At 66.3% G+C, this 3807-nt stretch carries 5 protein-coding genes; 3 read left to right on the top strand and 2 right to left on the bottom strand.

Annotated elements, in window-relative coordinates:
- Positions 1-172: PIN domain-containing protein (locus tag M7H19_RS18615; RefSeq protein ID WP_363321356.1), on the top strand; the 172-nt coding region annotated here is incomplete at its 5' end.
- A 110-nt stretch (positions 173-282) separates the two neighbouring features.
- Here M7H19_RS18615 and M7H19_RS09595 read toward each other — a convergent pair.
- On the bottom strand, positions 283-423 hold the full coding sequence (locus M7H19_RS09595; RefSeq protein ID WP_298179817.1) for a hypothetical protein: 141 nt from the start codon (positions 421-423) through the stop codon (positions 283-285).
- A 480-nt stretch (positions 424-903) separates the two neighbouring features.
- On the opposite strand from M7H19_RS09595, the gene ssb reads away from it, so the two are divergent.
- Positions 904-1287, top strand: a complete 384-nt coding sequence (gene ssb, locus M7H19_RS09590) for a single-stranded DNA-binding protein (RefSeq protein ID WP_298179815.1) — start codon at positions 904-906, stop codon at positions 1285-1287.
- Positions 1288-1560: 273 nt separating this feature from the next.
- The gene (locus M7H19_RS09585; protein WP_298179812.1) at positions 1561-3051 is read left to right on the top strand and encodes a TIR domain-containing protein; all 1491 of its coding nucleotides are present in this window, start codon (positions 1561-1563) and stop codon (positions 3049-3051) included.
- Positions 3052-3216: 165 nt separating this feature from the next.
- Here the strand turns inward: M7H19_RS09585 and M7H19_RS09580 are convergent, their stop codons facing one another.
- On the bottom strand, positions 3217-3600 hold the full coding sequence (locus M7H19_RS09580) for a hypothetical protein (RefSeq protein ID WP_298179809.1): 384 nt from the start codon (positions 3598-3600) through the stop codon (positions 3217-3219).
- Positions 3601-3807: the final 207 nt, after the last annotated feature.

The raw sequence follows: 3807 nt of genomic DNA, 5'->3' as shown, positions 1-3807 counted from the left end.
CGCCGCCGAGCTTCGAGCTGCTCACAAGGCCTTGAAGATGCCTGACGCGTTGATCCTTGCGACGGCGGACCTGCACGCCGATGTCGTGCTCACCGGCGACGAGCGTTGGCTCAACGTCATCGGACTGACCTGCGAGCTGCGCTACATCGCATCGGGCGCGCGCTCGACCTGACCGATTCCAACGTGGCCGTGGCGGCACCCTTCCGGCCGACCCGGTGGCGGGCCTCACTGATGGCGCGGCGCGTTCCATCCAACTGGGGGCACCTCCAGAACGAAGGTGCGTCAGCGGGTGCGGACAGAAGCGGCGAGGACCTCGCTGCGTTGCCTGGTCGTCTGGGCCAGGCGCTCGGTTGCCTTGCGGTGGTCGGCATCGAGAGTGGCGAGGCGTCGCTGGGCCTCGCGCACTGCATCTCGAACGGTCATCGCTGCTCCCTTCCGGGCGGTCGATGTGACCGCCTCACGAGGAAGCGAGCGGGACGTCCACCCTATGGATGCTCCCTGTGTTGCCCGAGGCCACGTCGTGTCTGCCCGCCGAAAGACATCGTCCTGGTGGGGGTGTACGTCCTCAGCGCTCGGTGCTGCCCCGCCAGTCGGGCTGTTCGACAGCTTCAGCGGGTCGGTGATCCTCGGTTGTCGGTGGCGATGGGCACCGGGTGTGCGAGCCGGTGATCGGGGGTGGGGAGACGTTGTCCCCTGCTCGGTGTGGGATGCCTCCGGTCCGAGCGTGCGCCCAGGCGCTCCGGCCGCAACGGCGAGGAGAAACTGGCGCCGGCACTCGCTTCGCTCGCTGACTTTGGGTCCCGGCGCAACTTTCCCCTCGACCCTTCGGGCAACCGTTGCCCCCTCCGCTTCCCCCTGGTCGTCGTCGTTCCCTGCAAGCACCCACACGAAAGGGGAACCACCATGACCACCACCACGACGATCGTCGGGAACCTCACCCGGGACCCGGAGATCCGCTACACCCGAGACGGCCGGGCACAGACCTCGCTGTCGGTGGCCACGAACCGCCGCTTCACCACCCGGGGCAGCGACGAGTGGCAGAAGACCACCTCCTACTTCGACGTCGTCTGCTGGCGGGAGCTGGCCGAGAACGTGGCCCTGAGCCTCACCAAGGGAGCTCGGGTGGTCGTGACCGGCTACCTCGAGCAGCACTCCTGGACCACCGACGACGGCGAGCAGCGCTCCCGCATCGAGCTGGTGGCCGACGAGGTCGGCGCCTCACTCCGGTTCGCCACCGCCGAGGTCGCAAAGCACGACCGCCGGGATGCCCAGGCCACCGAAGCCTGAGCCCGGCCGGCGGGGGTCCACTCGGGCCCCCGCCGCCGGTCGGGGCCGATGTGCCGACGACGTGTTCGATGAGACAGGCCGTCCCCTCCGGTCGGTCGAATCTGCGCGCCAGTTCCGTGCCCAGCAACGTTCGCCCGTTCGGAACGTCGCCAGGCGGCACCGGAACCGTTCGGCGTGACTGGCTGCCCGCTCGGCCTGGCATCCGGCATGAGCGTTCTGTTTCTGACGACGGTCCTAGCAGGGCACTTCGGGCCGAGCATCTAGGCTGATGTCGTGGCCGAATTGCAGGATGTGTTCAAGCTCTCGGGCGTGCCGGAGATCACCTTCGTCCGGCCGGATGAGTACGACGCATTGGTCGTGAATCTGCGCACCCCCGGACGCGGGCTCGTCATCGAGGGTCCGTCGGGCATCGGCAAGACCACCGCCATTGCGCGTGCCCTCGACGAGATAGGCATCGCCACTGACGTCCTCCGCCTGAGCGCGCGGCGGAAGGAGGATGTCCAGATGATCGCTGCCTTGCCCGAGTTGGGCGAGCTGGGGATCGTCGTCGTTGACGACTTCCACCGGCTTGACGACGGCGTCCGCGCCGAGCTCGCGGACTTCCTCAAGACGCTTGCCGACGAAGAGAGCCGGCATACGAAGGTGGTCATAGTCGGGATCAACCGAGTCGGGCAAACCCTTATATCGTTCGCTCGCGATCTCAACAACCGGGTCGACATCTTGAAGTTCGAGGCGAACCCGGCTCACAAGATCGAGCAGCTCATTCGGCTTGGCGAGGGCGCCCTTAACGCGGACCTCGCGACAGCGTCAGAGATCGTGTCCGCGTCGGGCGGATCTTTCTATATCGCGCAGATGCTGTGCCATGAGACGTGCGTGGCCGCTGGCTTACTGGAGACGCGTTCGTCGCGCGATGCCGTCGAGGTCAGCTTTGAGACCGTCCGCCAGCGGGTGATGGATCGACTCCGGACGGCGTTTCTCCCTATCGCGACGACGTTCGCTCACGGCACGAAGCTCCGTCGTGAAGGGCGGGCACCGTACCTCAACATTCTCAGGTGGCTGGCCGAGGCCAATGAATGGTCGATAGCGCTCGATCGGGAGATGGCGCGCCACCCGGAACTGAGGGGGAGCGTCGGACAGGTCGTCGATAAGGGGTTCCTCGTCGGCCTGATCGAGGGCGACGAGGATTTGGGCAGTGTGATCCACTTCGAACCGAAGACGTCGGTGCTGTCTGTCGAAGACCCGCAGTTCGTGTTCTTTCTCCGCAACCTGGCTTGGAACGAGTTTGCCCGGCATGTCGGCTACGTCGGGCTGGAGTTCGAGCGCCCGTACGACTTCGCGTTGTCGTTCGCCGGGTCGGACCGCGAGTACGCGTCGAAGCTTGCCGATCTCCTGCGCGACGCTGAGGTCGAGGTGTTCTACGACCGATTCGAGCAGCACCGAATCCTGGCCGAGGACGTCGAGGAGTACCTCGGTCCGATTTACCGGTCCGAAGCGGCGTACGTCATTGCGCTTCTGGGGACGGACTATCCGAAGCGAATCTGGACCAAGTTCGAGTCGGATCAGTTTCGCGAGCGTTTCAAAGATGGTTCTGTCATTCCGGTGTGGTTCACGACTGCTCCGCCAGGATTGTTCGACGAGGCCGTCCGGGTGGGAGGGGTGACCTTCGACCCGAACGGCGACGTTGACGCGCAGCTCCGGAGCATCGCGGACCTGTTGGTCAAGCGGCTCCAAGAAGACCGCACCGCCCAAGCCGTTCGCGTGTAGCGGTTTGCAAAAGTGGTCGCGTGACCTCCTGGTTTTTGACCGTCTCAAAACGCTGGGTGGGGGCGCAGAATAACGGCGCTCCGTGCCCAAGGCGCCGCGCCCGAGTCGGTGATCCCCGCTGCTCGAGCCGCCACACCAAGCAAGCAAGCGTTGGCTGCTGCGGCACTAGCTGATGCTGCGCACCGCTCGATGTGGCGGGGTGCCGTCAACGATCTGGTTGCCAATGGCGCCGTACGAGCGCAGGTGACTGGTCGCTGCGGAGAGAGCCACCTCCGCTGCGCGAACCCGAGCGCTCTCTTCAGTACGGACGACTTCGAGCGCTCTGCGGGCCTCCACTGCGGCCGGGTGAGCTCGGACGGCCCGAGCGACGAGCACCGCGTCGGCGACCGTGTTGATCCGCCTGCGTTTCCAGCTCAGCGTCGTGAGCTCGGATCCGAACTCGCCTGTCGGCGCAGCGAGACGCCGGTCGGCTTGGGAGAGGGCACGTTCCTGGTGGGCACGAGCCGAGGCCATGGCGGCGCAGGCGACGGTGAAGCGGTCGATCGCCACCCGCAGGTGGTCTGCCGCCCGTTCGGTCGCGTTTCGTCGGCCAGTTCTAGCGGTCACTGCACGGCAGCAGCGGCGGCGGGTGGCGAGATGCTTCTCGGGGACTGTCGCAGCTACCTCTATCTGACCGAGATGCCGTTCACGGGTGGGCTCCGCAAGATCGGGTCGCAGAAGTGGCTGGACAGCCTGCCTTCCGAGACGGAGCGGCGG

This window comes from Saccharomonospora sp., from assembly GCF_027317685.1.
Taxonomy (GTDB): domain Bacteria; phylum Actinomycetota; class Actinomycetes; order Mycobacteriales; family Pseudonocardiaceae; genus Saccharomonospora.
The sequence above is the reverse complement of the archived record's forward strand: the minus strand, read 5'-3'. Positions and strand labels throughout refer to the sequence as shown.